This window comes from Ruegeria sp. HKCCD9138 (assembly GCF_057220975.1).
The window spans coordinates 401,456-425,878 of record NZ_JBWVAZ010000004.1; the positions used below are offsets into that span (position 1 = coordinate 401,456).

A 24,423-nucleotide genomic window follows, 5' to 3' on the forward strand; every position below is an offset into this window, starting at 1 on the left:
CCTATGCGGGACTGAAGTCACCTTCAAGGGTCAGCGTGTCAGTTCTCGCATACCCTGTTCCAGCCCTGCGAGGGTCATCGGAACCATGCGGTCTTCGAAAATTTCTTGGATCATGCCGATGGAATGGGTGTATTCCCAGTATTTTTCGGGCACGGGGTTGATCCATAGGTTCGAGGTCCACTGCTCGCGTGCACGTTGTAGCCAGACCTGCCCGGCCTCCTGGTTCCAGTGCTCGTTGGCACCGCCGGGATAGGCGATTTCATAGGGGCTCATCGAGGCGTCGCCGACGAAGATGCACTTGTAGTCACCGCCATATGTGCGCAGGACTTCATGCGTCGGGGTTTGTTGGTCCCAGCGGCGGCGGTTGTCGCGCCAGACGCCCTCGTACAGGCAATTGTGGAAGTAGTAGTATTCCAGGTGCTTGAACTCGGACCGGGCTGCTGAAAACAGTTCTTCGACAACCTTGATATGCGGGTCCATCGACCCGCCGACGTCGAGGAACAGCAACACCTTGACCGCGTTGTGGCGCTCGGGGCGGGTCTTGACGTCCAGATAGCCGTGTTCGGCTGTCGCGCGGATCGTTCCGTCCAGATCCAACTCGTCTGCTGCACCTTCGCGTGCCCAGCGGCGCAGGCGTTTGAGGGCGACCTTGATGTTGCGTGTCCCCAATTCGACCGTGTCGTCGAGATTCCTGAATTCACGCTTGTCCCAAACTTTGACCGCACGTTGATGGCGGCTTTCCTTCTGGCCGATGCGGATACCCTCGGGGTTGTAGCCATAGGCGCCGAACGGGGAGGTTCCGGCCGTACCGATCCATTTGTTGCCACCCTGATGACGACCCTGTTGCTGGCTCAGGCGTTCGCGCAAGGTTTCCATCAGCTTCTCAAAACCGCCCAAAGCTTCGATCTCGGCTTTTTCTTCGTCGGACAGATGCTTTTCGGCCATCTTAGCCAGCCAGTCGGCGGGAATGTCGACAGATTCCAGAACCTGTTCGAAACTGATCTGATCCAACCCCTCGAAACTGGTGGCAAAGGCGCGGTCGAACTTGTCGATATTGCGCTCGTCTTTCACCATCGACACGCGGGCAAGGTAGTAGAAAGCTTCGACATCATAGGTGGCCAGCCCCTTTTTCATTCCCTCAAGAAAGGTCAGGTACTCCCGCAGGGATACGGGAATGCCGGCCTTTCGAAGGTTTTCGAAAAAGGGCAGAAACATGGGTCAGGCCACCAGTCTCACCAGGATCAGCGACAGGATCAGCCCGACCAGCGCAAACGCGATGCCGTAGCCGGCGGCATATTGTGCCATGTCTGCGCCGCTGCCATTGCGTTTGCGGGCGGTCAGGGCACCCAGAACTGCCCCCAAGATCGCCATTCCCAATACCACTAACATGCGCCGTTACCCATTTGTGTTGCCGGCAGTCCCCTGGGCGATATCCTGTGTCACCGAGCGCACTACCACGTCCGAGCCGAACCCGTAGCGTGCCCATCCGATACTGTCCACCCTGACCGCGCGTGCCTGATCGGTGCGCCCGGCCTGACGCAGCGCTTCGGATTTCAACAGCAATAGCGTCGCCAGCAATGCTGCATTCTCGGCCTGCATCATCACATCTATTGCGTCGTCGATTTCGGGCAAGGCATTCGGGCCCTGACCCTTCGCCAGGGCAAATGCGGCTGTTTGCGCGGTGATGTGGGCGCGATGCACCTCGGTTCCCGGTGTGGCTTTCAGGAATTGCAGTGCAATCTGGTATTCACGCTGTGCCGCTTCGGGGTCGTCGAATTGCTTCATACGGCCCAAAAGATAGTGGGGGTAGGCGCGGCGGTGATCGGTCCAGCCTTGCTCCCGTCCGATCCGGGCAGCCTCCTGGGCAGAGCGCAATCGCCGGGCGTCCGTTGCGTTGGGGCCCAACGCACGTTCAACGGCGTTGATCCACGCGCGCGGCGTTTCAGAGACCGACTGGGCGGGTATTCTGTCGCCACGCGAATTCAGGCGGCTGAGCACGCCGGGTAATGCTTGTGCGACCTGTTCGCGGGTCATGCCGTTGCGCAGTTCGGGCGCGTAGGCCGTGCGCAGGATCAGCATATCAAAGCCGGTCAGAACAGTGTGAAAATTGTCGTCGTTGAACACCGAATCCGGCAGGTGATACAAGTCGTTCAAGGGACCAAGGGCCTGGGCCAGTTCTTCGTGCAGGCAGTCGCGTATTTCCTGTGGACTGGCGTCGTAGGGGATGAAAATGCCAAGACGCTCGCGGTTACGTAATTCACTCCAGCTGCTTTTCTTCTTGCGCCGGTCGCGCTTGTATTCCTCCAGGCTCGAGGAATTGGGAACGACGAAACACGCAGCTTGCGGCAGCACGCGGTGAATCTGCTTCTGACTGACCGCTTCGATTGTTATGTTGGCCTGTCCATCAGATATCTGACGAATATCCAGACCCGCCTCACGTTGGATACGTGCAAGCAATCGGGTCAGGTCCGTCTGCATGGAAGAGGTCGGAGTGCCGGTCAGACGAACCGTGATCGGGCCTTCGAACCGGGTGAAAACCGGTAAGGGTGCGCCGCTTTCCAATGCGAAATGCAGGGCCAGAAAGTCCGCGGCGATATTTGCGTTCGACCGGGATGGCGGGGAAGGGCGAGTGGCCGCAAAGGATTTGCTCGGCGGAAGGGAGGCTTCGATGACCTGCACGCGTGTCGGCTGATCGACAGGCCCGACGCCTGTACATCCGGCCAGAACGACCAAGAGACAGAATGCCCCCAATCGCCTCATGGGCGGTTGTACCGGATAAAGGGTGTCTGTTTACCGATGCGGTCATACAGCTTGCGGGCCGTATGGTTGAATTCCTGCGTCAACCAGTAGACTGCAGGTGAACCCTGGCGATCTGCCTCGGTATAGACGGCCTCGATCAACGCGCGGCCGACGCCTTTGCCGCGCGCCTCGGGTCGCGCAAAAAGGTCCTGCAGATAGCAGGTGTTCTCGACTTTCCAGGCGTGGCGATGAAACAGGTAGTGTGTCAGGCCAACCAATTGTCCGTCGATCTCGGCCACAAAGCACGAGAAATCCTGCGGGTCATCGCCCAACAGCCGGCTGAAGGTCGTATCATAAACGACGTCCGGTACGGTGGTTTCGTAAAAAGCCAGATAATCATGCCACATGGCGGACCATTCACTGCGGTCCTCGCTGCGCAAGGGGCGGATCGACAGAGCGTCGGGCAAAGCGGGCGTCCTTTCCTGCCGGGCAGTCGGGCGCCGAGCGGTGGCAAGCCCTGATTTCGGTTATGCTGCCATCCGGCCCGGCCGGACGCAAGCGATCATCGATGTACAGGCAGGTTTCAGCGCTTGCTGCGTGCCATAAAAGCAAGCCGTTCGAACAGGTGTACGTCCTGTTCGTTCTTCAGCAGCGCCCCGTGCAGTTTCGGCAGAGCATTGACGCCGTCACGCTTGAGGTCCTCTGCGGTCAGGTCTTCGGCCAGCAGGAGTTTCAGCCAATCCAGCACCTCAGACGTGGACGGTTTCTTTTTCAACCCCTGCGTCTCGCGGATTTCATAGAACTGGGTCAGGGCCGTGGTCAGCAACGCATCCTTGATGCCGGGGTGATGCACTTCGACGATGCGGCGCATCGTGGTCTCATCCGGGAAGCGAATATAGTGGAAGAAACAGCGGCGCAGGAACGCGTCGGGCAGTTCTTTTTCATTGTTCGACGTGATGATCACGATAGGGCGGTGTTTGGCCCGGATCGTTTCACCGGTTTCGTAAACGTGGAACTCCATCTTATCGAGTTCCTGCAGCAGGTCGTTGGGAAACTCGATATCGGCCTTGTCGATCTCATCGATCAAGAGCACGACCTTTTCATCGGCCTCAAATGCCTGCCACAGCTTGCCCTTGCGGATATAGTTCGAGACGTCATGCACACGTTCTTCGCCCAGTTGGCTGTCACGCAACCGGCTGACGGCATCGTATTCGTACAGTCCCTGCTGTGCGCGGGTCGTGGATTTCACGTTCCACTCGATCATCGTCAGCCCCAACGCGCCTGCAACCTGCTTGGCCAGTTCGGTCTTGCCGGTTCCGGGCTCGCCCTTGACCAGCAGCGGACGTTCCAGCGTGACGGCGGCGTTCACGGCAATATTCAGATCATCAGTCGCGACATATTCTGCCGTGCCTTGAAAACGTGCGGTCATAGGGGCCTCATGTAGTTTCGTACCCTGAACGGGCGCGGGTGCGCCTCTGAGTTACAGAGCAGTTCCGGGATTTACAAGTCAGGTCGCCGCGTCGCGGCGGGTTGAAAAGCTCAGCATCTACAGGCCTTTCTGATTGATTCGCATGCATTGCTTGATAGTGCATTCGGCGAGTGCCCCAAAAATGCCCGGCTGTTTCCACAGATTTTCAAGGTTTTGCTGTTAAAAGTCTCATATTTAGACTGAGCGAGCTGACGACGCGTCGGGGCAAAGTTTGCATAGTGACATTCCCCGCGTCGTCAGATAAACGCTCCGCAGAAAGGGGTGCCAGATGTCAGGTAAAACAATCGCGACCGACGTTATTGGCAATACCGAGGGAGCAAAGATGAAGCAGGAAGTTTTCCTGCCGGACGATTATCGCCCGGCTGAGGATGAACCTTTCATGAATGATCGCCAGCTTGAGTATTTCCGCCGCAAGCTGCTGAATTGGAAAAACGAACTTTTGGCAGGCAGCCGCGATACCATCGAAGGGCTGCAGGACAACACCCGGAACATCCCAGACGTTGCCGACCGCGCCAGCGAGGAAACCGACCGTGCGCTGGAACTGCGCACCCGGGATCGTCAACGCAAACTGGTGGCCAAGATCGACTCGGCCCTGCGCCGGATCGAAGAGGGCGAGTACGGGTATTGCGAGAAGACGGGCGATCCGATCTCGCTAAAGCGGCTGGACGCACGCCCGATTGCGACCATGACGCTTGAGGCGCAAGAGCGCCACGAACGGCGCGAAAAGGTTCACCGCGACGATTGATCGCTGAACAAATCTGGAATTCACCAACGCCGGGGCCTGTTGCTCCGGCGTTTTTGCGTTAAGCCAGTGCCATGAAAATAGACGGTCTGGAATTCTGTGTCATCGGCGGTGGGATCGGTGGCTTGGCTGCGGCATTGGCCTTGCGGCAAAACGGGGCTCGGGTCACCGTGCTGGAGCAGGCGCCCGAGTTGACGGAAATGGGCGCGGGTTTGCAGATCAGCGCCAACGGTATGCGTGTGTTGCGTGCACTGGGCGTTGTCTCGGATACGCCTGAGGCTGGCCAGAAATCGCATGGGACGGAATTGCGTGACTACCGCAAGGGGCGGGTCATCAGTCACATTCCGCCGCCAAGGGCAGGTCCGACATATTACTACCACCGGGCGGATTTGCTGGGGCTGTTGCACGACGCTGCCCAACGGACCGGGGTGGATATACGGTTGAATGCACAGGTTTTGGAGGTTCGCAAACACCCGGCCGAAGCCGAGATTGTTCTGCAAAGTGGTGAACGCCTGCGCGCAGATTGCGCCATCGCGGCGGATGGGGGTCGCAGCGCGATCCGCCCGTCGCTGAACGGGGTTGAAGCCCCAAAGTTCACACATCAGATCGCCTGGCGCGCCACGGTCCCGTGGGTCCCGAAAGCGGATACGCCGCGCGCTTCCTTGACCATGGGGCCGGGACGGCACGTGGTCACATACCCGCTGCGTGATCAAAGCCTAATGAATATTGTGGCGATCGAGGAACGCTCGGACTGGCAAGAAGAAGGCTGGCGACGTGAAGGAGACCCGGACGACCTGCGCGCGCGTTTTGCCGATTTCGGAGGTCCGGTGCGCGAGCTTCTATCCAAGGTCGACCAGGCGCATCTTTGGGCACTGTTCTTGCGTCCGGTCGCGCCGCACTGGCAGAATGGCCGGCTGGCACTTTTGGGCGACGCGGCACACCCGACGCTCCCCTTCATGGCGCAAGGCGCATGCCTGGCGTTGGAAGATGCGTGGGTCCTTCAAAAATCGTTTGCGGAACAGACCGGCATCAGGCAGGCCCTCGCAGTCTACGAAGCTGCCCGACGCCCCCGAGCGACGCAAGTGGTAGCAGCGGCCGCGTCAAATGCGCGAAATTTCCACCTGCGCGGACCCGTGCGGCTGGCCGCGCAGGCCGCGCTGGCAGTAATCGGGCCGAGACTGGCGCAGAAATACGAGTGGATCTACGCCTACGATCCGACGGTTTGAAAGGTTACAGGTCCAGATCGACCCAGACCGGCACGTGGTCCGAAGGCTTTTCGTGTCCACGAACCTCGGCATCGATCCGGCAGTCCCGCATTAAATCGGCAGCTTGCGGTGTCAGTAGAAAATGGTCGATGCGAATACCGTCGTTGCGGTTCCACGCGCCGGCCTGATAATCCCAGAACGAATAATGCTCGGGGCCTTGAGTGATCGCGCGGAAGGCTTCCGTAAAACCTAGGTTCAGGATCTTGCGAAATGCTGCACGGCTTTCCGGCCGAAACAGGGCATCTTCGCGCCAGGCGTCTGGTCGTGCGGCGTCCTCGGCTTGCGGGATTATATTGTAGTCACCTGCCATTAGCGCCGGTTCTTCAGTTGCCAGAAGATCGCGCGCCCGGCTGTAAAGCCGTTCCATCCACGCCAGTTTGTAGTCGTATTTTGGCCCAGGCGTCGGGTTTCCATTGGGCAGGTACAATCCGCAGATGCGCAACGCCTGCTTGCCGACGACAGTGGCTTCGATCCACCGCGCCTGTTCGTCTTCGTCATCGCCGGGCAATCCGCGTGTGACATCCTCGAGCTGTAACTTGGAGAGGATCGCAACGCCGTTGAAACTCTTCTGACCGTGGGTTTCGACGTTATAGCCGCGTTCTTCGAACATCTCGCGCGGGAAGTTTTCGTCTATGGACTTGATCTCCTGCAACAAAACGACGTCCGGCTGCGCGTCATCCAACCATCGCGGCAAGGCCTCGGCCCGCGCTTTAATGCCGTTGATGTTGAACGTGGCGATTTTCATGCGCGATCCTCCGAAGCTCCGAGGTTACCTATCGCGCAGAACCGGCCCAGCGGCAAGCCAGAGGACGGGTTTGCGAGGCTCTGCCTCGCGCTCCGGGATATTTTTGGCCAGATGAAGTAACGGATCCTTAACTGGATCGGGCCAAAAGTGTTTTGCGGTACAGGCGGGGACGCCGATGACCGCGCCAGGTGAAGCTCTCCGACGGAAGGGTCGGAGAGCGGATCCCTGCTTCATCTGGCTGAAAATATCCTGGGGGTGTGGGGGCAAAAGCCCCCACCGGCTTTTACATCGAGAATGAAGTGCCACAGCCGCAGGAAGAGGTGGCGTTGGGGTTCTCGATCACAAACCTGGCGCCGATCAGTTCCTGAGTGAAATCGATCACCGCGTTTTCCAGAAAGGGCAGCGAAATCGAATCGACGATGACCTTCTGGCCTTTGCCTTCCAGCACAAGGTCGTCGTCTTTGGGTTCGTCCAGCGCAATTTCGTATTGAAATCCGGAACATCCGCCGCCTTCCACTGCGACGCGCAGGGCTTGACCCTGATCCGCTGCGCCAATTTCGGCGAGTCGGTCAAAGGCGCGTTCTGTGACTGTGGGGGGCAGATTCATGCCGGACTCCAAAGGTTTATTTCCTCAACATCATACAATATAGAAAGTGCAACGAAAGGCGACAAGGACAAGACCTTTGGACAGAGCGGGTTTTGCCTCGGATCCGGGCCGCGCAAGAGGACGGCTTGTGCCGGAGGAGGAAAGCAGTTTCCGGTCATGCTTTCAGCGCGACCGGGACCGGATCATTCATGCCAGTGCTTTTCGACGGCTCAAGCACAAAACACAGGTATTTGTCGAACATGAGGGCGACAGTTATCGTACCCGGTTGACCCATTCCATCGAAGTCGCTCAGGTGGCGCGAACGATTGCGGGGGCTTTGGGGCTGAACGGTGAACTGACCGAAGCGGTGGCCTTGGCGCATGACCTTGGGCACACCCCGTTCGGCCACACGGGTGAGGATGCGCTGCACGCGCTGATGGAGCCCTATGGGGGCTTTGACCACAATGCCCAAGCCATTCGGATCGTTACGAAACTCGAGAGGCACTACGCGGATTTTGATGGGTGCAACCTGACCTGGGAATGCCTGGAAGGTATCGCCAAACACAACGGGCCCGTATTGGGCGAACTTCCTTGGGCCCTTGCCGAATGCAATGGCGGGTTTGATCTGGAGCTGCACACGCATGCCAGCGCCGAGGCTCAGGTTGCCGCATTGTCCGATGACATAGCCTATAACAACCACGATTTGCTGGATGGGCTGCGCGCAGGATTATTTACCGACGAGGAAATTCAGCGATTACCAATCGTCGGCGAATGCTACGCCGAGGTGGACCGGAAGTATCCCGGACTGGACCCTTACCGCCGCAGGCATGAGGCGTTACGGCGGGTTTTTGGTGTCATGGTGTCTGATGTCATCGATACCTCTTGGGGATTGATTTCCCGGTCAGGAGCGCAGACGGTCGAAGATGTTCGGCATCTGAGCTATCCTGTGATCCGATTTTCAGACGATCTTTGGGCTCAACTCAAGGAAATCCGGACCTTTTTGTTTGCGCGCATGTATCGCGCACCCAGTGTCATGAAGGTGCGGGACAAAGTCGGCAAGGTTGTCCTAGACCTGTTCCCAATCTACCTGAATGATCCCAAACAAATGCCCCAGAGGTGGCATGGTGATATTGAAGCGGCGGGGTCCGAAACTGCGCTGGCACGGATTGTCTCGGACTACATTGCTGGCATGACGGATCGGTTCGCACTGCAGGACCATGCGAGGCTTACCGGCCGCTGATCATTCGACGCCTATATAGGCGATAGCCCAGACCTGCTGCCCGGCCTGCTCCTGGGCCAGATCGGTGTCATCGGTGCGCGGAAATACGATCATTGTGGGGCCATAACCTCCAATCCCCATCGGTACTCCATCCGCATGCGTCGCGACGATGGGTTGATGGGTTGCGATACTGTCCCAAGGGATTTCGGATTGATATCCGTCCATCGCCATCGGTTTCGCGGTCTTACCCTCGGCTCCGGCCAACGCCATCACATCTGACAGGCGCGGGCCGGAAAAGGCGATGTCACGTTGGTTGCCTTCAGAGCCATAGGTGATGGTGATCTCCACCTGCTTCAATCCATCCAGCATCTCCGCGTCAAAGCCCGCAGCTCCGTCGTGTTGAACTTCGAGATATCCTAGCAAACCGCCATCCTTTTCTCCTTGCGCGGGCAGGTTGGTCTCTGAGATTGCTCCACCCAGTGTCAACAAGACGTGACCTCGGGGCGCGGGCATTTCGGCCCATGCCGGCAAAGAGGTGGACAACAGCAGCGTAAGGGGCAGGGCTAGGCGCATGGATCGGTCTCCGTTTCCTGAAATTACGCTGACACTAGCGGGCTTTGCCGGTAAACCAAGCCTAAACTGATCGCTTCCATTGACCTTGCTGTGCTGCGTGATAAACCGCCGGGCAAGCAAAAGGACATCCAAAATGAACCTGTTTTCCGAGATCCGCGGCCTTGTTCTGGACGCGCTGGCACAGATGCAGTCCGATGGCTCTCTGCCGGAGGGGCTGAGCTTTGACAATGTGGCGGTCGAACCGCCGCGCGACGCCGCGCATGGCGACATGGCGACCAACGCGGCGATGGTGCTGGCGAAACCGGCCAAGATGAAGCCGCGCGACATTGCTGATGTGCTGGCTGGAAAACTGACGGCCGATGACAGGATCACCAGCGCCGAGGTGGCCGGACCGGGGTTTCTGAACCTGCGGCTGGCGCCGTCGGTCTGGCAGGGCGTTCTGTTGGCCGTGCTGGAAAAGGGCACCGATTATGGTCGCTCGACAATGGGGCATGGCCAGAAGGTAAACGTGGAATATGTGTCCGCGAACCCCACCGGCCCGCTGCATGTGGGTCACACGCGGGGTGCGGTGTTCGGGGACGCTCTGGCAAGCTTGCTGGTCTATTCGGGCCACGACGTAACGCGTGAATATTACATCAACGACGGCGGCGCGCAGGTGGATGTGCTGGCGCGGTCGGCATACGAACGGTATCGCGAGGCCAATGGGCTGAGCCCTGAGATCGCCGAGGGCCTGTATCCCGGCGATTATCTGATCCCGATCGGTGAAGCGCTGAAGGAAAAATACGGCGACAGCCTGATCGACAAGCCTGAAAGCGAATGGCTGGAGGAGCTGCGCGAGTTCTCGACCGACGCAATGATGGACCTGATCCGGGCCGACCTGAAGGCATTGGGCGTTGAGATGGATGTGTTCTTCTCGGAAAAATCGCTCTATGGCACTGGCCGGATCGAAGCTGCGCTGCAGTCGCTGACCGACAAGGGTCTGATCTATGAAGGTGTGCTGGAGCCGCCGAAGGGCAAAAAGCCCGAGGATTGGGAGCCCCGCGAGCAGACCCTGTTCAGGTCTACCGAGCACGGCGATGATGTTGACCGCCCGGTGAAGAAATCCGACGGCAGCTGGACCTATTTTGCCCCGGATATTGCATATCACTATGACAAGGTGACCCGTGGCTTTGACGCTCTGATCGACGTGTTTGGTGCGGACCACGGCGGCTATGTCAAACGAATGAAGGCGGCGGTGTCGGCTCTGTCCGATGGCAAGGTGCCACTGGATATCAAGCTGACGCAGTTGGTGAAACTTTGGAAGAATGGCGAGCCGTTCAAGATGTCCAAGCGGGCAGGGAACTTTGTCACCCTGCGCGATGTTGTCGATCAGGTCGGTCCTGATGTGACCCGTTTCGTCATGCTGACCCGCAAAAACGACGCGCCACTGGACTTCGATTTCGACAAGGTGCTGGAACAAAGCCGCGAGAACCCCGTGTTCTATGTGCAGTACGCCCATGCCCGCGTCATGAGCGTGCTGCGCCGCGCTGCCGAGGCCGGGATTGCCGCCGATGACGCGACCCTGTCCGGAGCCGATCTGAGCAAGAACGATCACATCTCTGAACTGACCGTCGCCAAGAAGCTGGCTGAATGGCCTCGTCTGGTCGAGATTGCCGCGCGTACGAATGAGCCGCACCGGGTTGCCTTCTATCTCTATGAACTTGCTGGGGATTTCCACGCGCTGTGGAACAAGGGCAACGACGAAACCCAGTTGCGCTTCATCCAGGATGGCGATGCAGCCACAAGTCAGTCAAAAATCGCTCTGGCCCGGGCCGTTTCTGTTGTGATTTCAGCGGGCTTGGGTATTCTTGGCGTTACTCCGGCGCAGGAGATGCGGTAACCAATACCGCCCGAACCGTCGGACTGAGGCAGACAAGAAATGACCCGCGTGCCCTATTTTCAGGCGCAATCGGGCGGTGAGGCGGAAATGGCGAGTTACGATTACTCGGGGCACCAAGGCCCCGAGCACATGCATTACACGAATCAAGCTCATCCTCAGGATGAGTATGAGTATCCCGACGAGATGCAGGGTTATGACGGGGTTCCGCCAGTGGGGGCCGGGTTGGGGCGTGTGGTCAACATGCTCGGGGCCGCCGCGTCCTTGGCGCTGGTCGCCGGTATAGGAGTCTGGGGATACAAACTGGTCATGCGCGATGTCAGCGGCGTTCCGGTTGTTCGCGCCGTCGAAGGTCCGATGCGCATTCAGCCTGAAAACCCGGGCGGAACGCCGGCGGACCATCAGGGACTTGCGGTCAACGCAGTGGCAGCTGTCGGGTCTGCGGCAGCTCCGGCGGATCGTCTGATTCTTGCGCCTCGCCCGGTATCGCTGACGGACGAGGATGTCCCGATGGCCGCGGTTCAACCGACACCGGCCGTTCACCTGATCGAAGAAGAAGCCGCCGATCAACAAACCGCCCGGCAACGGCAAAGTGCCGTTGACACTCTGGTCGCGGAATTGGCGGGTGAGGGTGCCGACAGCGATCAACCGCAAGAGTCGGGCGTTCAATTGGCCTCGCTGGCCGCACCGGAGGAAGAGCCTGCTATCGATCCGGCCGATCTGGCGGCTCAGTTGCCCGATCCGGCTTTGGCAGCACTACCGGGCGTGCGCCGTTCGCTGCGGCCTCAGACCCGTCCGGCCCGCGCGACACCCAGCGGACTGACCGCCAACAGCGGGACCGAAGCTGCGATCAACGCAGCCGTCAAAGCCGCCGTGGGATTGGACGTAGATCCCAATACACTGGCCAAGGGCACGCGCCTTGCGCAGTTGGGGGCCTATGAAAGCGCGGACGTTGCGCAAGCCGAATGGGTTCGCATAAGCGGACGCTTCGGTGAATATATGGATGGAAAACAGCGAGTTATTCAGAAAACTTCGAGCGGAGGACGCACGTTTTACAGGCTGCGCGTGCTCGGGTTCGAGGACGTAAGCGACTCACGCCAGTTCTGTGCCGCGCTGGTAGCGCAAGGTGCGGATTGCATTCCGGTCGCCGCCCGGTGAGTTTCGGAGCAGTCATTACCGACGCCGAAGGGTTTCGGTTGACGCCGGAAGAAAAATCCCTGTTCAGACAGATGAACCCATTCGGGTTCATTTTATTTGCCAGAAACATCAACACTGCCGATCAGGTTCGCGCGCTTTGCGACGACTTCCGCGAAGCGGTCGGTCGCAATTGCCCGATCACCATCGATCAGGAAGGCGGTCGCGTGCAGCGGTTGCGGGCGCCCTTGGCCCGCGAATGGTTACCGCCGCTGGATCACGCGGTTCGCGCCAAAGACGAAGCCGAACGTGCGATGTATCTGCGATACCGGCTGATTGCCGACGAACTGTTTACGCTGGGGATCGACAGCAACTGCGCCCCCATGGTCGATCTGGCGCGCGAGTCCACACATGTTTTTCTGAAGAACCGCTGCTACGGCTCTGATCCTGCTAGGATTTCCGGGATCGGACGAGCTGTGGCGAACGGGCATTTGGATGGCGGCGTTCTACCGGTTGTGAAACATATGCCGGGGCATGGGTTGTCGACCTTGGACAGTCACCACGACCTGCCACATGTGGATTTGCCGCCGGAAGAGTTGGAACATAGTGACTTTGCCCCGTTTCGCGCTCTGAACGATCTGCCAATGGGGATGACAGCGCACCTGGTCTATGACCGGATCGATGCGCGGCCGGCGACGATTTCGGCAAAGATGATTGGGTTGATCCGCGAGAATATTGGATTCGATGGCCTTATCATGACCGATGATATCTCGATGAAAGCACTCAGCGGTCCGCCCTCGAAGATCGCGCAGCAGGCCTTGAACGCCGGGTGCGATGTCGTTTTACATTGCAACGGGTCATTCGAGGCCCGTGCGCAGGTCCTCGATGCTGCGGGGCAGATGTCGGAAGCAGCGCAAATCCGCGCGGATCGTGCGCTGGCACAGCGCCGCCCACCGCAGGAACTTGACATCCCTGCCGCCGAGGCGGAACTATCTCGCCTAATGGGCGGGCAGGTTTATGAACGATAATCTTTTCAGCGAAGACCCGGTGTCGATCGCGGATCGGCTGGCTGCTGAGGCGTTGATCGTCGACGTCGACGGGTTTGAAGGCCCGTTGGATGTTTTGCTGATGCTGTCCCGTACGCAGAAGGTTGATCTGCGAAAGATCTCGGTGCTGGCGCTGGCTCAACAATATCTGGCCTTTGTCGAGAAAGCCCGAGCGCTGCGGATCGAACTGGCGGCGGACTATCTGGTCATGGCCGCATGGCTGGCCTTTCTGAAGTCCCGTCTGTTGCTGCCGCCTGACCCGGATGACGAAGGACCTTCGGGTGAGGAGCTCGCCGCGCATCTGGCGTTCCAGCTTGAACGCCTGCAGGCCATGCGCGATGCCGCCGCACGTCTTATGGCGCGGGATCAGCTAGGTCGGGATTTTTTCAAACGCGGGCAGGGCGAGGATGTGACCCGCATCCGTACAGTGACCTATTCCGCCACGCTGTTGGATCTGATGCAGGGATATGCCCGTATCCGGACACGCGATGAATTCCGCCCCTTCGTCATGGACCGCGACGCCGTGTTCACGATGGAGCAGGCACTTGAGCGGATGCGCCCTCTGATCGGGTTTGCTGGTACCTGGACCGATATGGAGACCTATCTGCCCGACGGATGGGATGCTGATCCGGTGCGGCGGCGCTCGGCCACGGCGGCGACCTTTGCGGCCTCGCTGGAGCTGGTGAAAGAAGGACATATGGAAATGAAGCAGAGCGAGACCTTTGCCCCGATCCATTTGCGCAAGAGGACCGACAACCGTGACTGACGCCCCTCAAGACGAAGGCACCGGCACCCTGTTCGAAGCGCCGCCCTTGGCGGAACAGGAACGCATGGTCGAAGCCGTTCTGTTCGCCAGTGCCGAGCCGGTAACGATTGCTGACCTGGAGGCGCGGATGCCCCACGGTAGCGACGCGGCGCAAGCGGTTGAAATGCTTCAGAAACGCTATGACGGGCGTGGTGTGCGCATCGTCAGGGTCGGTGAGGCCTGGGCCATCCGGACCGCCCCCGATCTGGGATTCCTGATGCAAAAGGAAACCGTTGAAACACGGAAATTGAGCCGGGCTGCGATCGAAACGCTGGCCATCGTGGCATATCATCAGCCCTGTACACGGGCCGAGATTGAAGAGATTCGTGGCGTGTCCGTGTCGCGCGGGACAATCGATCAGTTGCTCGAGATGGAATGGATCAAACTGGGACGGCGCCGCATGACTCCCGGTCGTCCTGTTACCTTTGTTGTGACGCCGCAGTTTCTGGACCATTTCGGTCTGGAGAACGCACGCGATCTGCCCGGTCTCAAGGAATTGAGAGCCGCCGGGCTGCTGGAAAACCGACCGCCACCGGGTGCGGTGCCATTGGGCGTCGAACGGGAGGAGGAGCATGAAGAGGATCAGTCTGAACTGTTCGAGGAAGAGTGATCGGCACGCCCTTTTGTTGCCGCACAAAACGCCTATGCTGAGGCACAGGAAACGGAGAGAGCAATGAACGCCAATCGGATCATCGACATGATCGTGCGTCAGGTGATGCGCCGTCTTGTAACTCGTGGAGTCGACAAAGGGCTGGATATGGCGAGCCGTGTGGGCCGCAAACCGGATCAGCCGAACGAGGCTTCGCGCATCCCCAAAGCAGGAAGCCAGATGCAGGACAGCGCGCGCCGACAGGCGCAAGGGATGAAACAAGCGCAGCGGATGACCCGCCAGATGCGCCGATTCATGAAGTTCTGAAGCTTATAAAGTCTTGAAATGTTTGGACAGTTTCAAGCCTTGCCCCTGATAGTTCGAGGCGATTCCCGCACCGTATAGCTGCGTGGGCATCTCCGCCATCTTCTCATAAACCAGACGCCCGACGACCTGTCCGTGTTCCAGCACGAACGGTGCCTCGTGACACCTGACTTCAAGCACACCACGTGAGCCTGCCCCACCTGCGGCCGCATGGCCGAAACCGGGGTCGAAAAAGCCCGCGTAATGCACCCGAAATTCACCCACCATAGCCAGATAGGGGGCCATTTCCGCTGCATACATCGGTGGGATGTGCACCGCTTCGCGGCTGACCAGAATGTAGAACGCGCCCGGGTCCAGAATGATGCGCCCGTCGGTGGTGCGCACTTCCTCCCAATAGTCCTGCGGATCGTAGCCACCAATACGATCCAGGTCGATCACACCGGTATGCGGCTTGGCGCGGTACCCAACCAGATCGGTATCAGGCAGTTGCAGATCGACCGAAAAGCCCAACCCGTCCTGAATGACCGCAGGGCCATCGACCAGCGGCGAGTCGTTGTGCAGCGCCGTCAGTTCCGCGTCGCTGAGAACCGCCTGACCCCGGCGGAACCGGATCTGGTTCAGGCGCATTCCTGGGCGCACGAGAACCGAGAACGAGCGCGGGCAGATCTCGGCATAGAGCGGTCCGGTATAACCAGCGGGAACCCGGTCGAACTCGGTGCCTTCGTCTGTGATGGCGCGCGTCAGCAGGTCCAGCCGACCAGTTGAGCTTTTGGCATTGGCGACCGCGCTTGTTTCGGCTGGCAAGGCCAGCGATTCCATCAGCGGAACCAGATAGACGCAGCCTTTTTCCAGAACTGCTCCGTCGGTTATGTCGATGCGATGCATCTCGAATTCCGCCAGACGATCAGAAACGGTGCGGCCTTCACCCGCAAGGAATGAGGCGCGCACGCGGTAAGCCACTGTCCCTAAACGCAAATCAAGGCTGGCTGGTTGGATCTGTGCAGGAATGATTTCAGGATTGGCGGTGATTTCACCGCTTGCGATCATTGCCTCGATCTGTTGGTTCGGGCATACGCCTGTCATTCCGATCCCCTCTGGTGCCAGAGCGGGATCTGGCCTGTTTGCCACAAACGTCGGTGTGATTTGGTCGGGCTAGCAGGACTCGAACCTGCGACCTTCCGTCCCCCAGACGGACGCGCTACCAGGCTGCGCCATAGCCCGACGTTGGAGTGTTCATAAAGACTTTCCCGGCAGGGGCAAGAGGAAATCATCGCCTTTTTTCTTATCCCGCCGGTTGGGTTTCGACCCGATCAAGCCAGGCGCGCAGGTCTTTGGCTATGGGCGCGATCCGGCGCAGCACCTGGGGGTCGAAGTCCTCGACTTGCCAGGTCAAAGACGCGATCCCACCCAGCAATGGGGCCGTGTCCAGATCGTCCTGACCAGATGGCTCTGTCAAGGCAACCGGGGCTTGCGCCGGAGCATCCCGCCCATTGCTGGCCCCGGAGGGCGTTTGCAGATCAAGTCCGAACTGACGGTCTTCTGCCGGAGCAGGTTTGACGGTGAAAGGTACAACCGTATTTTCATCGGCAACTTCGGTTTGCGGAGCAGGGCTCTCAACCACCGGTGCAACCGTCTGCGCCGCCTCGTCATCCAGAGGCGGCGAAAGCGACGCAACGTGCGCCACACCTTTTTCGCGCAGAATGCGCTGGACACCTTTGATCGTCACGCCATCGTCGTGCAGCAGCTTTTTTATGCCGCCCAACAGGCGCATGTCGTTGGGACGGTAGTACCGGCGCCCACCAGCCCGTTTGACCGGCTTCACCTGACTGAATCGGCTTTCCCAGAATCGCAGCACATGGGCCTGAACACCCAGCCAATCCGCAACTTCACTGATTGTGCGAAAGGCGTCGGGGGACTTGCTCATTTCTGCGGGCCTCGGGTGTTACTTGCGGTTCCCAGCGGCGACGCGATCCTTCATCAGGTGCGACGGGCGGAAAGTCAAAACGCGGCGGGGCTGAATAGGCACTTCTTCACCGGTCTTGGGGTTGCGACCGATGCGAGCGGTTTTGTCCCGTACGCTGAATGTGCCGAAAGATGAGATTTTGACTTGTTCACCGCGCACCAGCGCGTCCGACATGTGGTTCAGAACGCTTTCGACCAGTTGCGCGCTTTCGTTGCGTGAAAGGCCAACCTCACGAAATACGGCCTCACTCAGATCCATTCGGGTCAGTGTTTTGTCGCCCATGCTTTTTCCCCTGTTGATAGCAAAGCATATGGCGATGGAAAATTCGCTGTCAATATCAATGAATTGCAGGCGGCTGTGTAAGCTGGATTGCGCCTGTTACCAACGCAGGGCCACGGCCCCCCAGGCCAGCCCGCCACCGATGGCCTCGGTCACGATCAGATCGCCTTGTTTGATCTGGCCGCGTTCTTTGCCTACGGACAAGGCCAACGGAATGGACGCGGCAGAGGTATTTCCGTGATCCTGCACCGTGACCACGACCTTTTCCATCGGCAGACCCATTTTCTTGGCCGTACCCTGTATGATGCGGATATTGGCCTGATGCGGGACGATCCAATCGACGTCGTCGCTGGCCACACCGGCACGCTCAAGTGCGGTTTCCGCAGTTTTTGCAAGTTTTTCAACGGCATGGCGGAATACTTGATTGCCTTGCATCCGCAAGTGCCCGGTGGACTGGGTCGAAACTCCTCCGTCCACATACAGCAAATCCTTGTAGCGACCGTCGGAATGCAGGTCGGTTGCAAGGATGCCCCGATCCTGAGGAGAGCCATTCCCCTCTTGCTCTTCCAGTATCAGTGCGCCGGCGCCATCGCCGAACAGCACGCAGGTTGACCGATCGGTCCAATCCATGATTCGCGAGAACGTTTCGGCGCCGATGACCAGCACGCGTTTGGCCTGGCCGGAAAGGATCAATGCGTTGGCGTTGCTGAGTGCAAAAACGAATCCGGCACACACCGCCTGTACGTCAAAGGCAAATCCGTTGGTCATACCCAGCCGGGCCTGCACCATGGTCGCGGCAGACGGAAAGGTCAGATCCGCGGTCGAGGTCGCCAGAATAATCGCATCGATGTCATCCGCCGTCAGCCCGGCATCGGCCAGCGCGGCCTCAGCGGCACGGGTCGCCAGATCCGACGTTGTCTCGTCATCGGCGGCGAAATGGCGACGTTCGATCCCGGATCGGGTGCGAATCCATTCGTCTGAAGTGTCCAGTGTCTTTTCAAAGTCGGCATTCGGTACGATGCGTTCCGGTAAATAATGCCCAACACCTACAACAACTGAGCGGCCTGCCATTCTGGGGTACTGCCTTTTTGTTATTATTCCGACTGCGACGCAGAATGCGCGGCATCTTGTTCAAGCTCGGCTGTGGATGCAACCCGTGCGGCCAACTTTTCCGAGAATCCGGATTCGGCCAGCGTGAAGGCCAGCTTGACGGCTGCCGACACGCCGGTGGCATCGGCGCCGCCATGAGATTTGATCACAGTGCCGTTCAATCCCAGAAAAACGCCGCCATTGACACGGCGCGGGTCAATCCGTTTCTTCAGACGATTCAGCGAGGTGATCGCCAGTACCGAAGCCAGCCGCGAAAGTGGCGAGTATTTAAATGCCTGACGCAACAGGTCACCGATCAGGCTTGCAGTGCCTTCGCCCGTCTTTATCGCGACGTTTCCGGTAAACCCATCCGTTACAATGACATCCGCCTTGTCACCGGGGATGTCACTGCCTTCGACAAAGCCCACAAAGTCGAAATTCGCACGCTCGGAAAAATCCGAGATCAAGGCGTGCGCTTCCTTGAGTTCCGCGCGTCCCTTGTGTTCTTCGGTTCCCACATTCAGCAGGCCGATCCGTGGGCGCGTCTGCGCCATACCGTTGCGTGCGTACGAGGCACCCATAAGCGCATATTGCAACAAATCCTTGGCGTCGGCCCGCACATCTGCGCCCACATCCAGCATCACGTTGAACCCTTGCGGGTTGCGCGAAGGCCACAGAATCGCAATGGCAGGGCGGTTGACGCCGGGTAACTTCCGTAGGCGCATCATCGACAGAGCCATCAGCGCGCCGGTGTTGCCGCACGACACGGCGCCGTGGGCCTCGCCCTGGCGAACCGATTCCAGCGCCGACCACATCGAAGTCTGTTTGCCGTTGCGCACGACCTGGCTGGGTTTGTCCTCCATCGTGACCACACCCGGGCAATCACGAAAAACGACGCGCCCATCCAGAACGCGCCGTTTGGCAACCAGTTTTCGCAGCACACTTTCCTGACCGTGCAGGATAAACCCGATTTTCGGGTTCTTGTTCGCAGACTTTGCGATGCCTGATACGACGACCGCGGGACCCGAATCTCCGCCCATTGCGTCAACCGAGATCACTATCCGTCCGGTTTGCGAGGGCTGATCCGTCATACCTTTGCCTGCGCTCGATAAGGCTTAGGCTGCGTCTTCGTCCAGGTCGATTTCGTCGGCCTGTGCGACTACTTCACGGTCATCATAGTGGCCGCAGGATGCGCAAACGTGGTGCGGACGCTTCAGCTCGCCGCAGTTCGGGCATTCGTTCGGGTTTGCAGCAACCAGAGCGTCGTGTGCGCGGCGGTTGTTGCGACGCGACTTGGAAACTTTGTTCTGTTGGACAGCCATGGTCTCAACCTTTGTCTAATAAGGGTCAGCAGATACACCGCCGACCGGGTTTCATTCTTCGTTTATCACGTGGTTCGACGCGCGTTTAGGGGACCAGCCCCACGATGTCCAACCCAAATTCCGATGAGCGCGCGAAAATACTGCGATTCTCGACATGTTCAAGCGATTTTTCTGAGGGCCTGCTATGACAGGAAAACAGACCTGTGTCACTCGTCTTTTTTCAGTGCGTCGCGCAATTCCGCCAACCCGGCAAAGGGTTTCGCGTCTTCGTCGGTCATCGCCTGTTTGCCGGGTTCGGTAAAGCCGGTTTGCCCGATTTCGGCATCTTCCTTGCGCGGGTATTGGGGCAGGGCAAGCGACAAAGCCTCGGCCATAACCTGCGATGGGTCGATCTCGGGGCCCAGAGGTTCGGTCTCATCATCTTCCGGCATTTCGCTTTCGGGTTCGTCCGTCTCTTCCCATTCGGCCAGATAAACGCGGCGCACCGGGGTCTCGATCCGCGTTGTGACGGGTTCCAAAGTGATCACGCAGGGTTGAACAACGGTCGCACCCAACTTTCCGGTCAGCACCCAATCGCGTTTGCCCTGTGCCTGCACCGAGCCGACAAAGGACAGCTTGCGCAGACCCAGCAGGCCGAGCTCCTGTTTGAGCGTTTCCAGCGCCTTTGCGCCGGGGCGCAGATCGAAGGGCGTCGGGGCGTTTTGCTGCAGGTCCGCGACGCGCAGCGGTTTCGGTCCGGTCATTCGAGACCCTTTCCTGTGTTGAACCAAGGCAACGGTTTCTGTAATCGGATAGAAGCCGCAAGGTGCCAAGGCAAGAGGGTGTGAATGTTGAAGGTGACAAACAAGATGCAACCAGTGTTTAAATCACTGGCTTTTGGTGCCCTTCTGGCCGCAATGGCCTGTACACCTGTCTATAAGAATCACGGCTACGTGCCGACGCCCGAGGACTTGGCCGAGGTCAAAGTGGGTGTCGACACCCGCGATACAGTGCTTGAAACTCTGGGAGCTCCGAGTTCTTCCGGCGTGTTGCGGGACTCCGGTTACTATTACGTAGCCAAGCGCATTCGCTATCGTGGCCCCAAACGGCCCGAGATCGTCTCGCGCGAGCTGGTCGCAGTCAGCTTTGACCAGCGGGGCGTTGTCCGAAATATCGAACGATTCGGGCTTGAGGACGGATACGTGATCGTTCTGGATCGACGGGTCACAGATTCAAACATTCAGGACAAGAGCTTCCTGCGGCAATTGCTTGGCAATATCGGCCAGTTCAACCCGGCCAACATACCGGGGGTCAACAACTGATTTCGTGACTCCACTTGATGTTGTCACGGGATAGTCACACATCCTGTGTTAGGGGACGAACAGCAATAACAAAGGTCAGCAACCGTGGAGGATGCGACCATGGCCAGAGCAGTTTTGTTGACCAAAGGCCGTTATCGGGCTCGTATCGCGCACTGCAACGAGGATGTTGCTGCGGCGCAGGCCCTGCGAACCCTGGCTTTCGGAACCGGCAAGATCGACCGAGACGACTATGATGGGTATTGCACGCATATCCTGATCGAGGACATGCGGGCCGGCGGCCGACTCGTGTGCTGCTTTCGAATGCTGATGATGCAAAACGGGTCAGAGATTGGAAACAGCTACTCGGCACAGTTCTACGACCTTTCGGGACTGAGGGGCTTTCAGGGGCCCATGGTGGAGATGGGGCGATTCTGCATTCATCCCGAGTGGACCGATCCGGACATCCTGCGTGTCGCCTGGGGTGCGATGACCTCGTTCGTGGATCAGAACGGGGTTGAAATGCTGTTTGGTTGTTCCTCCTTCGCCGGGACCGAAACGGCTGAGTATCTGGACGCGTTTGCGATGCTCAAACACCGGTATCTCGCACCAAAACGTTGGTTGCCCCGGGTCAAGGCACCTGATGTCTTCCGCTTTGCCGCGCGATTGCGGCGCAGACCGGATGCAAAAAAGGCGATGCTGCGGATGCCGCCATTGTTGCGCACTTATCTGACCATGGGCGGCTGGGTCAGCGATCATGCGGTCGTGGACCGGCATATGAACACGCTGCACGTTTTCACCGGGCTTGAGATCGGCGCGATTCCTCCGGCTCGCAAACGTTTGTTGCGGGCAGTGGCCGGGTAATTTGAGAATTTGGGAAAAGGTGAAGACGGAACGTTGACGCCTTGTGCCAGCCGGTTTAGCTGGCGGTCATGGCGAGAATTCCTTTGTTGCAGATGTCCGGCATTTCCCTGACCTTCGGGGGCGATCCTGTGTTGTCCGAGCTTGATCTGGTGGTTCAACCCGGTGATCGTGTGGCGCTGGTGGGGCGCAACGGGTCGGGAAAATCCACTTTGATGAAGGTGATGGCGGGCCTGGTCGAGGCTGACCGGGGTGATATCGTGATCCCACCGGGTAAATCCGTTGGGTACATGGAGCAGGATCCGGCGATGCAGGGATTTGCCACCCTTGGCGACTATGCTTCCAGCGGGTTGGAGCCGGGCGAGCTGTACAAGGTGGAGCGTGCCGGAGAGGGGTTGAAGTTCGACCCCTCGCGCCCGGTTGAAACCGCCTCGGGCGGCGAGCGGCGGCGCGCGGCGCTGGCCAAACTGATGGCCGAGGCCCCCGATCTGATGCTGTTGGATGAACCGACCAACCATCTGGATATCGAGGCGATCGCCTGGCTGGAACGTGAGCTTGGCGCCACACGGGCAGCCTTTGTTCTGATTTCTCACGACCGGGCCTTTCTGCGTGCGTTGACGCGGGCGACCCTCTGGATCGACCGGGGTGTTGTGCGACGGCAGGAGCAGGGGTTTGAGGCCTTTGAGACCTGGCGCGACAAAGTCTGGGAAGAAGAAGACCAACAACGCCACAAGTTGAACCGTCTGATCAAGTCCGAGGCGCGGTGGGCGGTCGAAGGCATCAGTGCGCGGCGTAAACGCAATCAGGGGCGCGTCCGGGCCCTGCAAGCGCTGCGCGCCGAGCGTGCGGCTCAGATTAAACGTCAGGGTTCAGCCGCGATGTCACTGGAATCCGGGCCAAAATCCGGGCGCAAGGTGATCGAGGCGAAGGGACTCGCAAAAGGGTTTGGTGACAAACAGATCGTTCGGAGCTTTGACCTTCTGGTGCAGCGCGGTGACCGGGTGGCCTTTGTCGGGCCTAACGGTGTGGGCAAAACCACGTTGCTGAAGATGCTGTTGGGGCAGGAAGCGCCGGATCACGGAAGCGTCACCCTGGGGACCAATCTTGAGATTGCGGTGTTCGATCAGACGCGCTCGCAACTGGACCCGGAGATGAGCCTTTGGGACAGTCTGACCGGCGACCCCGAGATGCGGGTTTCGGGCAAGTCGGATCAGGTTATGGTGCGCGGAAATCCCAAGCATGTAGTGGGATACCTCAAGGAATTCCTGTTTGACGATGCGCAGGCAAGAGCGGCAGTTAAGTCCTTGTCTGGTGGCGAAAAAGCACGATTGCTGCTGGCCAAGCTGATGGCGAAACAGTCGAACCTTCTGGTGCTGGACGAACCGACCAATGATCTCGACGTTGAGACCCTGGATCTGTTGCAGGAGTTGCTGGACGATTATGACGGCACGGTACTGCTGGTGAGTCACGACCGGGATTTTCTCGACCGCGTTGCAACCACGACCATCGCGATGGAAGGCAACGGGCGGGCGACCGTCTACGCCGGGGGGTGGTCTGACTACATCGCGCAGCGCGGCGATGTGACCGAATTTAAGAGCGAAAAAACAAAGCCTTCGAAGCCGAAGGTCAAGCAGGAAGCAAAGCCGAAACAGGGATTGTCGTTTTCGGAAAAGCACCGGTTGGAGAAACTACCGGCAGAGATCGCACGCCTTGAGGCCGAGATCGCCAAGCTGGAAGAGTTGATGTCGGACCCGGACCTGTTCACGCGAGAGCCTGTCAAGTTTCAGAAAGCGACCGAGGCGTTGGTAGAGCGGCAGGAAAAGCTGGCCGCATCTGAAGACGAATGGCTGATGCTTGAGGAAAAGGCCGAGAGCCGTTAAATCCAAGTTGTGCGCCTAATCATGGGGATTTCTTTTGGTTTTGACCATGTGCAATGAAACGTGGTTTTACATAAGGATACGTGCCGGATTTCCAACGACCGTTTTGCCCTTGGCCACGTCCTTGGTGACTACGCTGCCGGCTCCGACTATCGCTTCGTCGCCAACCGTCACTCCGGGTAGGATGATGGAGCCACCGCCAACCCAGACGTTTCTGCCGATCGTGACGGGCCGGGCGATTTCCAGACCTCGGGCGCGCTCGGCAGGGTCTTTTGCGTGTTGCGCGCAATAGATTTGAGCGTTTGGGCCGAACATGGTGTCGTCCCCGATTTGAACCCGCGCCGTGTCCAGAATGGCGCAACCGGCGTTGAAATAGACCCGCTTGCCCAGGTTAATGTTTACACCATAGGCGCAATGAAAAGGCGCCTCGAGAAAGCAACCCTTCCCGGCGTTGGCAAAAAGGTCCCGTAAGGCGGGTGCCATTGCGCCGCGCGTATCGGGATCACAGGAGTTGTGCGCATGAACGGCGCGACGCGCTTTGGCGCGCAACGCTTCTAGTTCAGGGTCCAGGCAGCAATACCAAGCTCCTGCTTGCATCTTTTCCCGTTCGGTCATGCGACATG

28 protein-coding genes and 1 tRNA gene are annotated in these 24,423 nt (G+C 59.0%); 12 read left to right on the forward strand and 17 right to left on the reverse strand.

All coding sequences use genetic code 11. From position 1 onward, the window contains the following. Positions 1-30: 30 nt before the first annotated feature. The 5 genes from AC2TEL_RS09980 to AC2TEL_RS10000 all read right to left on the reverse strand — a co-directional run bounded on the left by AC2TEL_RS09980 (position 31) and on the right by AC2TEL_RS10000 (position 4,168). Positions 31-1,215 (reverse strand): vWA domain-containing protein, encoded by a 1,185-nt coding sequence (locus tag AC2TEL_RS09980; protein WP_480903518.1) that lies wholly within the window; start codon positions 1,213-1,215, stop codon positions 31-33. Between the two features lie 3 nt (positions 1,216-1,218). Then, positions 1,219-1,389, reverse strand: a complete 171-nt coding sequence (locus tag AC2TEL_RS09985; RefSeq protein WP_480903521.1) for a hypothetical protein — start codon at positions 1,387-1,389, stop codon at positions 1,219-1,221. A 6-nt stretch (positions 1,390-1,395) separates the two neighbouring features. Continuing rightward, positions 1,396-2,760: a DUF2927 domain-containing protein gene (locus AC2TEL_RS09990; protein ID WP_480903523.1), complete on the reverse strand. Its 1,365-nt coding sequence runs from the start codon at positions 2,758-2,760 to the stop codon at positions 1,396-1,398. Then, a complete protein-coding gene (locus AC2TEL_RS09995; RefSeq protein WP_480843660.1) occupies positions 2,757-3,146 on the reverse strand; it encodes an N-acetyltransferase family protein in 390 nt (129 codons plus the stop codon). Before AC2TEL_RS09995 ends, AC2TEL_RS09990 begins: the two co-directional genes overlap by 4 nt. A gap of 176 nt (positions 3,147-3,322) precedes the next feature. Then, entirely contained in the window at positions 3,323-4,168 is an 846-nt protein-coding gene (locus AC2TEL_RS10000) for an AAA family ATPase (protein ID WP_480843080.1), read from the reverse strand. 382 nt (positions 4,169-4,550) lie between these two features. Between AC2TEL_RS10000 and dksA the strand changes: the two genes are divergently transcribed. Then, positions 4,551-4,973 (forward strand): RNA polymerase-binding protein DksA, encoded by a 423-nt coding sequence (dksA, locus tag AC2TEL_RS10005; protein WP_480843658.1) that lies wholly within the window; start codon positions 4,551-4,553, stop codon positions 4,971-4,973. Between the two features lie 71 nt (positions 4,974-5,044). After that, positions 5,045-6,196, forward strand: coding sequence for an FAD-dependent oxidoreductase (locus AC2TEL_RS10010; RefSeq protein ID WP_480903526.1), 1,152 nt, complete (start codon positions 5,045-5,047; stop codon positions 6,194-6,196). Between the two features lie 4 nt (positions 6,197-6,200). Here the strand turns inward: AC2TEL_RS10010 and xth are convergent, their stop codons facing one another. Continuing rightward, the gene (gene xth, locus AC2TEL_RS10015) at positions 6,201-6,980 is read right to left on the reverse strand and encodes an exodeoxyribonuclease III (RefSeq protein WP_480843078.1); all 780 of its coding nucleotides are present in this window, start codon (positions 6,978-6,980) and stop codon (positions 6,201-6,203) included. A 283-nt stretch (positions 6,981-7,263) separates the two neighbouring features. Beyond that, entirely contained in the window at positions 7,264-7,587 is a 324-nt protein-coding gene (locus tag AC2TEL_RS10020) for a HesB/IscA family protein (protein WP_170348987.1), read from the reverse strand. A 76-nt stretch (positions 7,588-7,663) separates the two neighbouring features. Between AC2TEL_RS10020 and AC2TEL_RS10025 the strand changes: the two genes are divergently transcribed. Further along, a complete protein-coding gene (locus AC2TEL_RS10025; protein WP_480903529.1) occupies positions 7,664-8,806 on the forward strand; it encodes a deoxyguanosinetriphosphate triphosphohydrolase in 1,143 nt (380 codons plus the stop codon). Here the strand turns inward: AC2TEL_RS10025 and AC2TEL_RS10030 are convergent, their stop codons facing one another. Next, on the reverse strand, positions 8,807-9,358 hold the full coding sequence (locus AC2TEL_RS10030) for a putative pterin-binding protein (protein ID WP_480903532.1): 552 nt from the start codon (positions 9,356-9,358) through the stop codon (positions 8,807-8,809). It abuts the gene before it with no gap. Positions 9,359-9,491: 133 nt separating this feature from the next. Here AC2TEL_RS10030 and argS point away from each other — a divergent pair, with 133 nt between their 5' ends. From argS to AC2TEL_RS10060, 6 genes are all read left to right on the forward strand, one after another. Beyond that, entirely contained in the window at positions 9,492-11,237 is a 1,746-nt protein-coding gene (gene argS / locus AC2TEL_RS10035) for an arginine--tRNA ligase (RefSeq protein ID WP_480903535.1), read from the forward strand. A gap of 39 nt (positions 11,238-11,276) precedes the next feature. Further along, complete coding sequence (locus tag AC2TEL_RS10040) at positions 11,277-12,392, forward strand: SPOR domain-containing protein (protein ID WP_480843074.1); 1,116 nt, start codon at positions 11,277-11,279, stop codon at positions 12,390-12,392. Further along, on the forward strand, positions 12,389-13,396 hold the full coding sequence (gene nagZ / locus AC2TEL_RS10045) for a beta-N-acetylhexosaminidase (RefSeq protein ID WP_480903538.1): 1,008 nt from the start codon (positions 12,389-12,391) through the stop codon (positions 13,394-13,396). The genes AC2TEL_RS10040 and nagZ overlap by 4 nt, the downstream gene beginning before the upstream one ends. Further along, entirely contained in the window at positions 13,386-14,180 is a 795-nt protein-coding gene (locus tag AC2TEL_RS10050; protein ID WP_480843072.1) for a segregation and condensation protein A, read from the forward strand. Before nagZ ends, AC2TEL_RS10050 begins: the two co-directional genes overlap by 11 nt. Further along, positions 14,173-14,829, forward strand: a complete 657-nt coding sequence (gene scpB, locus AC2TEL_RS10055) for an SMC-Scp complex subunit ScpB (RefSeq protein ID WP_480843071.1) — start codon at positions 14,173-14,175, stop codon at positions 14,827-14,829. Before AC2TEL_RS10050 ends, scpB begins: the two co-directional genes overlap by 8 nt. A 63-nt stretch (positions 14,830-14,892) precedes the next feature. Continuing rightward, positions 14,893-15,135, forward strand: coding sequence for a hypothetical protein (locus AC2TEL_RS10060; protein ID WP_480843070.1), 243 nt, complete (start codon positions 14,893-14,895; stop codon positions 15,133-15,135). A gap of 3 nt (positions 15,136-15,138) precedes the next feature. On the opposite strand, the gene AC2TEL_RS10065 is transcribed toward AC2TEL_RS10060, so the two are convergent. From AC2TEL_RS10065 to AC2TEL_RS10100, 8 genes are all read right to left on the reverse strand, one after another. Then, complete coding sequence (locus AC2TEL_RS10065; protein ID WP_480843069.1) at positions 15,139-16,215, reverse strand: 2'-deoxycytidine 5'-triphosphate deaminase; 1,077 nt, start codon at positions 16,213-16,215, stop codon at positions 15,139-15,141. 61 nt (positions 16,216-16,276) lie between these two features. Continuing rightward, positions 16,277-16,353 (reverse strand) — tRNA-Pro (locus AC2TEL_RS10070). Between the two features lie 61 nt (positions 16,354-16,414). Next, on the reverse strand, positions 16,415-17,056 hold the full coding sequence (locus AC2TEL_RS10075; protein ID WP_480843068.1) for a MerR family transcriptional regulator: 642 nt from the start codon (positions 17,054-17,056) through the stop codon (positions 16,415-16,417). 18 nt (positions 17,057-17,074) lie between these two features. Further along, the gene (gene ihfA, locus AC2TEL_RS10080; RefSeq protein WP_008755922.1) at positions 17,075-17,377 is read right to left on the reverse strand and encodes an integration host factor subunit alpha; all 303 of its coding nucleotides are present in this window, start codon (positions 17,375-17,377) and stop codon (positions 17,075-17,077) included. A gap of 96 nt (positions 17,378-17,473) precedes the next feature. Further along, positions 17,474-18,445: a beta-ketoacyl-ACP synthase III gene (locus AC2TEL_RS10085; RefSeq protein WP_480862048.1), complete on the reverse strand. Its 972-nt coding sequence runs from the start codon at positions 18,443-18,445 to the stop codon at positions 17,474-17,476. A gap of 23 nt (positions 18,446-18,468) precedes the next feature. Then, positions 18,469-19,554, reverse strand: coding sequence for a phosphate acyltransferase PlsX (plsX, locus tag AC2TEL_RS10090; protein ID WP_480903540.1), 1,086 nt, complete (start codon positions 19,552-19,554; stop codon positions 18,469-18,471). 24 nt (positions 19,555-19,578) lie between these two features. Continuing rightward, complete coding sequence (gene rpmF, locus AC2TEL_RS10095; protein WP_008756996.1) at positions 19,579-19,785, reverse strand: 50S ribosomal protein L32; 207 nt, start codon at positions 19,783-19,785, stop codon at positions 19,579-19,581. Between the two features lie 206 nt (positions 19,786-19,991). Then, positions 19,992-20,528 carry a YceD family protein gene (locus tag AC2TEL_RS10100; RefSeq protein WP_480903543.1) on the reverse strand — a complete coding sequence of 179 codons (537 nt, stop codon included), beginning with the start codon at positions 20,526-20,528 and terminating at the stop codon, positions 19,992-19,994. An 84-nt stretch (positions 20,529-20,612) separates the two neighbouring features. Between AC2TEL_RS10100 and AC2TEL_RS10105 the strand changes: the two genes are divergently transcribed. The 3 genes from AC2TEL_RS10105 (at position 20,613) to AC2TEL_RS10115 (ending at position 23,803) form a co-directional block, all read left to right on the forward strand. Next, on the forward strand, positions 20,613-21,086 hold the full coding sequence (locus tag AC2TEL_RS10105; protein ID WP_480843064.1) for an outer membrane protein assembly factor BamE: 474 nt from the start codon (positions 20,613-20,615) through the stop codon (positions 21,084-21,086). Between the two features lie 99 nt (positions 21,087-21,185). Then, positions 21,186-21,926, forward strand: a complete 741-nt coding sequence (locus AC2TEL_RS10110; RefSeq protein ID WP_480862047.1) for a GNAT family N-acetyltransferase — start codon at positions 21,186-21,188, stop codon at positions 21,924-21,926. Between the two features lie 68 nt (positions 21,927-21,994). Then, complete coding sequence (locus tag AC2TEL_RS10115) at positions 21,995-23,803, forward strand: ABC-F family ATP-binding cassette domain-containing protein (RefSeq protein ID WP_480903546.1); 1,809 nt, start codon at positions 21,995-21,997, stop codon at positions 23,801-23,803. Between the two features lie 66 nt (positions 23,804-23,869). On the opposite strand, the gene AC2TEL_RS10120 is transcribed toward AC2TEL_RS10115, so the two are convergent. Continuing rightward, a complete protein-coding gene (locus AC2TEL_RS10120) occupies positions 23,870-24,415 on the reverse strand; it encodes a sugar O-acetyltransferase (RefSeq protein WP_480903550.1) in 546 nt (181 codons plus the stop codon). Positions 24,416-24,423 lie beyond the last annotated feature (8 nt).

What these genes read in the sequence shown, in the direction of transcription:
- AC2TEL_RS09980 (WP_480903518.1), bottom strand. Translation starts at nt 1,215, where the DNA reads ATGTTTCTGCCCTTTTTCGAAAACCTTCGAAAGGCCGGCATTCCCGTA.
- AC2TEL_RS09985 (WP_480903521.1), bottom strand. Translation starts at nt 1,389, where the DNA reads ATGTTAGTGGTATTGGGAATGGCGATCTTGGGGGCAGTTCTGGGTGCC.
- AC2TEL_RS09990 (WP_480903523.1), bottom strand. Translation starts at nt 2,760, where the DNA reads ATGAGGCGATTGGGGGCATTCTGTCTCTTGGTCGTTCTGGCCGGATGT.
- AC2TEL_RS09995 (WP_480843660.1), bottom strand. Translation starts at nt 3,146, where the DNA reads ATGTGGCATGATTATCTGGCTTTTTACGAAACCACCGTACCGGACGTC.
- AC2TEL_RS10000 (WP_480843080.1), bottom strand. Translation starts at nt 4,168, where the DNA reads ATGACCGCACGTTTTCAAGGCACGGCAGAATATGTCGCGACTGATGAT.
- dksA (WP_480843658.1), top strand. Translation starts at nt 4,551, where the DNA reads ATGAAGCAGGAAGTTTTCCTGCCGGACGATTATCGCCCGGCTGAGGAT.
- AC2TEL_RS10010 (WP_480903526.1), top strand. Translation starts at nt 5,045, where the DNA reads ATGAAAATAGACGGTCTGGAATTCTGTGTCATCGGCGGTGGGATCGGT.
- xth (WP_480843078.1), bottom strand. Translation starts at nt 6,980, where the DNA reads ATGAAAATCGCCACGTTCAACATCAACGGCATTAAAGCGCGGGCCGAG.
- AC2TEL_RS10020 (WP_170348987.1), bottom strand. Translation starts at nt 7,587, where the DNA reads ATGAATCTGCCCCCCACAGTCACAGAACGCGCCTTTGACCGACTCGCC.
- AC2TEL_RS10030 (WP_480903532.1), bottom strand. Translation starts at nt 9,358, where the DNA reads ATGCGCCTAGCCCTGCCCCTTACGCTGCTGTTGTCCACCTCTTTGCCG.
- argS (WP_480903535.1), top strand. Translation starts at nt 9,492, where the DNA reads ATGAACCTGTTTTCCGAGATCCGCGGCCTTGTTCTGGACGCGCTGGCA.
- AC2TEL_RS10040 (WP_480843074.1), top strand. Translation starts at nt 11,277, where the DNA reads ATGACCCGCGTGCCCTATTTTCAGGCGCAATCGGGCGGTGAGGCGGAA.
- AC2TEL_RS10050 (WP_480843072.1), top strand. Translation starts at nt 13,386, where the DNA reads ATGAACGATAATCTTTTCAGCGAAGACCCGGTGTCGATCGCGGATCGG.
- AC2TEL_RS10060 (WP_480843070.1), top strand. Translation starts at nt 14,893, where the DNA reads ATGAACGCCAATCGGATCATCGACATGATCGTGCGTCAGGTGATGCGC.
- AC2TEL_RS10065 (WP_480843069.1), bottom strand. Translation starts at nt 16,215, where the DNA reads ATGACAGGCGTATGCCCGAACCAACAGATCGAGGCAATGATCGCAAGC.
- AC2TEL_RS10075 (WP_480843068.1), bottom strand. Translation starts at nt 17,056, where the DNA reads ATGAGCAAGTCCCCCGACGCCTTTCGCACAATCAGTGAAGTTGCGGAT.
- ihfA (WP_008755922.1), bottom strand. Translation starts at nt 17,377, where the DNA reads ATGGGCGACAAAACACTGACCCGAATGGATCTGAGTGAGGCCGTATTT.
- AC2TEL_RS10085 (WP_480862048.1), bottom strand. Translation starts at nt 18,445, where the DNA reads ATGGCAGGCCGCTCAGTTGTTGTAGGTGTTGGGCATTATTTACCGGAA.
- plsX (WP_480903540.1), bottom strand. Translation starts at nt 19,554, where the DNA reads ATGACGGATCAGCCCTCGCAAACCGGACGGATAGTGATCTCGGTTGAC.
- rpmF (WP_008756996.1), bottom strand. Translation starts at nt 19,785, where the DNA reads ATGGCTGTCCAACAGAACAAAGTTTCCAAGTCGCGTCGCAACAACCGC.
- AC2TEL_RS10100 (WP_480903543.1), bottom strand. Translation starts at nt 20,528, where the DNA reads ATGACCGGACCGAAACCGCTGCGCGTCGCGGACCTGCAGCAAAACGCC.
- AC2TEL_RS10105 (WP_480843064.1), top strand. Translation starts at nt 20,613, where the DNA reads ATGTTGAAGGTGACAAACAAGATGCAACCAGTGTTTAAATCACTGGCT.
- AC2TEL_RS10110 (WP_480862047.1), top strand. Translation starts at nt 21,186, where the DNA reads ATGGCCAGAGCAGTTTTGTTGACCAAAGGCCGTTATCGGGCTCGTATC.
- AC2TEL_RS10115 (WP_480903546.1), top strand. Translation starts at nt 21,995, where the DNA reads ATGGCGAGAATTCCTTTGTTGCAGATGTCCGGCATTTCCCTGACCTTC.
- AC2TEL_RS10120 (WP_480903550.1), bottom strand. Translation starts at nt 24,415, where the DNA reads ATGACCGAACGGGAAAAGATGCAAGCAGGAGCTTGGTATTGCTGCCTG.